The sequence below is a fragment of the Deltaproteobacteria bacterium genome, assembly GCA_018668695.1.
Taxonomy (GTDB): Bacteria; Myxococcota; XYA12-FULL-58-9; order XYA12-FULL-58-9; family JABJBS01; genus JABJBS01.
In genome coordinates this window covers 1-5,327 of the sequence record JABJBS010000379.1, presented here as the reverse complement: position 1 = coordinate 5,327, position 5,327 = coordinate 1, and the positions used below count along the sequence as shown (strand labels likewise).

The window sequence follows — 5,327 nt, the reverse complement described above, 5'->3', positions numbered from 1 at the left end:
CTTGACCAGTTGACTGGTACGATGATGTTCAAGATGAGCCTTGGAGAGCGGGTTTTTACCGCGGCCCAGGTGGTTGATCCAATGGTGGGTCGCGTATTCGGCAAAGGTCCAAAATAGAATACCACAGCTAAGGGCGATCAATAGGTTCAACATAGAACGTGTCCTTTGGGGAAGGGTTGGCGAACCTACTAACGCTAAGAAAGGTGTTTCGACCAGAGCATGAACAACCTTTTCCTCACCCAATTATCAACGGGTGTATCTGCTTGCGTAATTCGCACAGTCCTTAAAGCTCGATTAAAGATACCGTGGATGTAATACAGGCTGTTCTTAACCATATTGATAATCTAAAGAATTCCTACCTTTCTATACGAACCACTGCTTGCAGCTCAATCAGCGCTCATCATTTCGGGCATGGCGCGCTCGCTCGAAACACCACCAATGAATTCGACGCATGAAAAGAGGTTTGCGAACTCACAGATGATGACGCCAATAGATTGTTATAAAGGCTTGGTCACAAATCGTTGATGCAGGCCTATCTCAACACGAATTACAAAACACCTATTAGCTTCGTTAATCACCACCACCAATAGCTGGCGTGGTAATCCGTGCAATCACGCCCTGGGCATGCTACATTGTTTTGCAAAAAACGGGCACTTGCAACTTAGAACACGCCAAGCCCGTGAATTCCCACATTCAGTATATCTAAAACCGGAGAGATTCGTATGACGCGTAATATACTCGCACTCATCGCTGGTTATGCCACCGGGTCAAGCCTCAATATGGGAATCATTCAATTGAATATGCATGTGCTCTACCCCATGCCACCTGGAATGAATATGAGCGACCCCGTTCAATTCAATCAATACATAGGGACACTGCCTACGCTCGCGTTTGTCGTGGTTATATTAGCTCATCTTAGCCAAGCGTTTGTAGGTGGCTGGGTTGCCGCTCGTCTTTCCCACTCACATCCCTTTCGATTGGCCCTTTTTATTGGTGCCTTATCCCTTGCGGGAGGTATCGCAGCCATGTCGATGATTGAGGGCCCTGCGTGGCTCATTGTTGAACTCCCCTTATACATCGCGGTAGCCTGGGTAGCCGGGCGTCTAGAAGAGGGCCGCAGGCAGCAAGCCAGCTGAAACAATTTTTTAGCGCGAGGTTAAACCCTTGGCTTACGATAAGTAGGTTTTAATGCCACGCCAATTAGTAATCATACTCATCATATTGATGGCTCTTAGCTCTACTGCTCAAGCAGACACAGGCGACATCGTAGTCACGGTTGAAAACTTGAGGAATCTAAATCAGGGAGAGCTACAAATCGCTCTCTTTGAAAAAATGGACCGAGTAGAGATGGACTTCACCAAAGCCCTCAGAGTTCAATCGGTTAGAGTGACCAGCGCGAAGCTAAGCGTCACCTTTAGCGCACTTCCCTACGGCGACTACGCCATAGGAGTTCTTCACGACTTAAACAAAGACAAAAAGATGGAGACCAACTGGATTGGCATGCCCAAGGAGGACCTTGCTGTTTCTAATAATGCAAAAGGCGGCCCGATGGGCGGACCTAAATGGGACAAGGCAAAGTTCACCCTCAATACGAAGAAATTAATACTCGCACCGATTGTTATAAGCCATATGTAGCAACCAAGTCGCTAACGACGCCAGCTGATTAGGACGGCATCGTCGTGAGGATAGGTTCCCCACCCTTCTCAACCGCCTTCTTAAACGCCTCACGGCTCTCCACACGCTTAAGCCAACCCGACGTATTTGGACGGTCCGGAAGCATCCCAGCTCGAGCAAAACTCGCTTGTATCGGGTAAGACATCTGAATGTCGGCAGCACTGAATTCCTCGCCAGCAAAATAGGCTCGATGAGACAGGGCCGTTTCAATCCAGCCAAAATGCGCGGTTAATTCTCCATCAGTAAACGTAGCATCAACCTTGGACGCGATGGCTCTTAGGAGAGGCTTTATGAAAAAAGGAACAGGGGCACTTCGTATACCAGTGGTAAGCAGCTTAACCATGAGCGGCGTCATCGCCGACCCCTCCGCGTAATGCAGCCAATAATTATAGTCGACTCGTGCATCATCATTGGGTGCTCCGAGCTTTCCTTCTCTCTGCGTCAGGTACGTCATGATTGCACCAGACTCCGCCAAAATCTTCCCATCAATTTCCAGTAAAGGTGAGCGGCCCAGTGGATGAATCGCCTTTAAACTATCGGGAGCGCGTATGGTTTTTGGATCACGCTTATAAACCACCAGTTCATAGGGGAGTTCAAGTTCCTCAAGCAGCCATAAAAGCCTCGTGGAGCGGGATGTTTCTAGATGATGAAGTTTAATCATAAACTGATTCCTTTGAACGCACGAGACGACCGAGAAGAGACAACGGCGACGAACGCTATGCCCTTAGGACAAGCGTGCAACCGTATCATGATACTCACGTACCAAGTCTTCAACAATCTCCGCAACAGGCTTAACCTCATGGATCAGAGCTGAACCCTGACCGGCACTCCAAATACTCTTCCAACGCTTACCGGTGTCGCCCGCGATGCCAGGTTCGAAATCCTTGTGGCTCGGAACAGTTTTCTTAAAGAAGTTTGCCGGTGTACCACTCACCTCGTCCGTGTACACAATGTCCTCAGGCACGGCATCCACAACCATTTGCTTGTAGGCGTCCTCAGCCTGGCACTCTTTGGAAGCGATGAAGCGAGTTCCCATGTACGCAAGCTCCGCGCCAAGAGCCAGAGATGCAGCAACTTGCTGACCCGTGCTGATACATCCCGCAGCAATCACCGGCACATCGAGGTTGTCGCGCAGATAAGGAATCAGCGCATAAGGTGAAATTCCGCCAGCGTGGCCCCCTGCCCCGGAAGAAACACCAATGATAGCGTCGACGCCGGCTGCCGCTGCCTTTTTTGCATGTTGCAAATTGACAACATCGTGAAAAACAATAGAACCAGCCTTCGCTGCCCGCTTTACATATTCGGTAGGGTTGCCATAACTGGTAATCAACACAGGCACCTCGAACTCCTCAATGAGTTGCATATCACTCTCACGACGTTCAGGCTCAGTGAGTCCTATTGTGAGATTGAGTCCAAAGGGCTTATCAGTACGTTGCCGAATCCATTCAACATCGGCTCTTAAATCTTCAGGAGTTCGGCCATTCAATGTTGGCATCGTTCCCAAAATACCCGCTTCGGCCGCCGCGACAATCATTTCTTTATTAGAGATGATAAACATGGGTGCACAAACAATCGGATACTTGAGACCAAGCTTTTTAGACAATGCTGTTTCCAAAGGCATAACGAAAAACTCCTAAGTTTAAGACCTCTGCGGTATACTCGATAACCCTAAAGATGTCGTTAGATTCTCGGGCGAATTTAAGTTTGACCAACTTTCACTACACTGTCCAAACTCAGGCCATACCATTTAAGGCTTCCCAGAATACGTTTTTGTAGATCCACTACACACGTCAGGAGCCCTTTAAAGTGGGTGTAGTCCAAGAATGTCTGGCATTTACTGTGGAAAACTCACGAGCCAAGAGGTCAGCCTAAAACCTGCAAACGCCTGATATAACGAATCCTAATGGTTTTGTAATCTTACCTTGCCGTCCTAAACTCAGTCGTTTTCCGTCATGAACCTAACGAACTGGCTCAAACCATTTCAAATCACCTATCGGTACCCTTAATGACGGTTGTGTGGCGTCAGAAATAAGAAAACTATCCTACCATGTCGTACTTTTAAACCGAGAAAAAGTCCGCATCCTGGCACAAAATCATCATACATATTCGCCGCGTTTTAACTATGCCTCTTTCTACCCCGTTCGGCAGTAGGCGCCTATCAGCCAATGGTTATCGATCAAGCCATGGATTCAAGAGACTTGGTGTGGCCAATCGCGAACTCATCGAGATTACCACTAGGTCCAAAACCTTGAGCGATGCTGAAGGTGTTCGAATCGAAATCAATGATAGTGGTGATGGTGTTCCTGAGGAGGTGCGTGATTAACTGACAGTGAACCAGGAAACTAAGCTGGGTAGCCTAAGGTTTCATTTTTTGGCTACCCACAGATAAAGTTTTGACTGTTGATTTACGAGAAACCATAAGCGTCGAGCTATAGCCTTTGAAACGCTGGCACCTTAAAGCGCACTAATAACCACGTAGCTGAACGGCTTTCCACCCAACATAACTATGACTACATCCGTTATATCCGTTCGAGGCCTATCCCTGTTCGTAACCCGAAAATATGAGCATCGCCTGAAATTTCCGCTAAGCCCGAGGTTCCCTGTAGAAAAGCGCTGGCCAGACCTCTCTCAGGAAACAAAAATACCGAACATTATCAACCACTTAAGGAGACCAGCAACCTCTTAAACTATTCAGGGTCTCCATTCAGACTTCTACATCCGATAAGATTCCAAGAGATTGTTCGAACGGAAACCTAGCCATGGAAGCAAGTGCTCTCACCAAAATTGCTCCTCCTCTCATACTGGGCCTGATGATGCTCGGCATGGGAATGTCTATGGTGAAAGACGACTTTAAACGCGTAATGCAAGAGCCTAAGGCGATTGCCGTGGGCATGTTGGGTCAGCTAATCGTGTTGCCCGCCGTTGCTTTTCTCCTTTGTTATTTAAGCAATGCCCGACCGGAGATTTGTGTTGGAGTCATGATTGTCGCTGCTTGCCCGGGTGGCCCTGGTTCCAACTTGGTCGTTCATTTATGCAAAGGTGACACTGCTCTCTCTGTAAGCCTTACCGCTTTGAGTAGTCTGGTTACCGGGCTAACTATTCCAATTGTTACTCAAATTGCGACAAGCCACTTTATAGGTGAAGCGAGTCAACTAGAACCCGATATACTCGTAGAAATGGGCATCAAAGTCTGCATATTAACACTCCCTCCTGTTTTTCTCGGAATGTGGCTAAGAACAAAGAACCAACAGCTCGCCATCAAAGCTGAAAAGCCTGTAAAAGTTTCAGCGGTTATTTTCCTGGTCGTCCTGATCGCGGGCATCGCCTTTAAAGAACGCTCCAACCTCTTAAATCTACTTCAAGAGGCTGGTATCCTGGGCTGCATGTTGTGTGTCACAACGATGATACTAGGCTACAGTCTCGCTCGAGGCTTTAGGTTGAACCAAAGCCAAAGCATCTCCGTGATGATCGAAGTAGGAATTCAAAATGCTGCACTCGCCTTCTTGATTACAACAACCATGCTTGACAATACGGCCATGGCAATTCCAGCCGCCGTCTATTCTCCCGTAATGCTTACCACGTCAGGTCTTTTGATAGCCTGGTTTAATAGACGGTCAGATGGCGCAAGCCATTTGAGTCATAGCCGATAAGAG

General features: G+C 47.9%; 5 protein-coding genes. 3 read left to right on the top strand and 2 right to left on the bottom strand.

Annotated elements, in window-relative coordinates; genetic code table 11:
* The first annotated feature begins 722 nt into the window (after positions 1 to 722).
* Positions 723 to 1,136: a hypothetical protein gene (locus tag HOK28_22110; GenBank protein ID MBT6435802.1), complete on the top strand. Its 414-nt coding sequence runs from the start codon at positions 723 to 725 to the stop codon at positions 1,134 to 1,136.
* 52 nt (positions 1,137 to 1,188) lie between these two features.
* A complete protein-coding gene (locus tag HOK28_22105) occupies positions 1,189 to 1,635 on the top strand; it encodes a DUF2141 domain-containing protein (protein MBT6435801.1) in 447 nt (148 codons plus the stop codon).
* Positions 1,636 to 1,663: 28 nt separating this feature from the next.
* Here HOK28_22105 and HOK28_22100 read toward each other — a convergent pair whose 3' ends face one another.
* Together HOK28_22100 and HOK28_22095 are read right to left on the bottom strand one after the other, a co-directional pair.
* Positions 1,664 to 2,335, bottom strand: a complete 672-nt coding sequence (locus HOK28_22100; GenBank protein ID MBT6435800.1) for a glutathione S-transferase — start codon at positions 2,333 to 2,335, stop codon at positions 1,664 to 1,666.
* Between the two features lie 63 nt (positions 2,336 to 2,398).
* Entirely contained in the window at positions 2,399 to 3,295 is an 897-nt protein-coding gene (locus HOK28_22095) for a nitronate monooxygenase (GenBank protein ID MBT6435799.1), read from the bottom strand.
* 1,138 nt (positions 3,296 to 4,433) lie between these two features.
* Here HOK28_22095 and HOK28_22090 point away from each other — a divergent pair.
* Complete coding sequence (locus HOK28_22090; protein MBT6435798.1) at positions 4,434 to 5,324, top strand: bile acid:sodium symporter family protein; 891 nt, start codon at positions 4,434 to 4,436, stop codon at positions 5,322 to 5,324.
* The last annotated feature ends 3 nt before the right edge of the window (positions 5,325 to 5,327 follow it).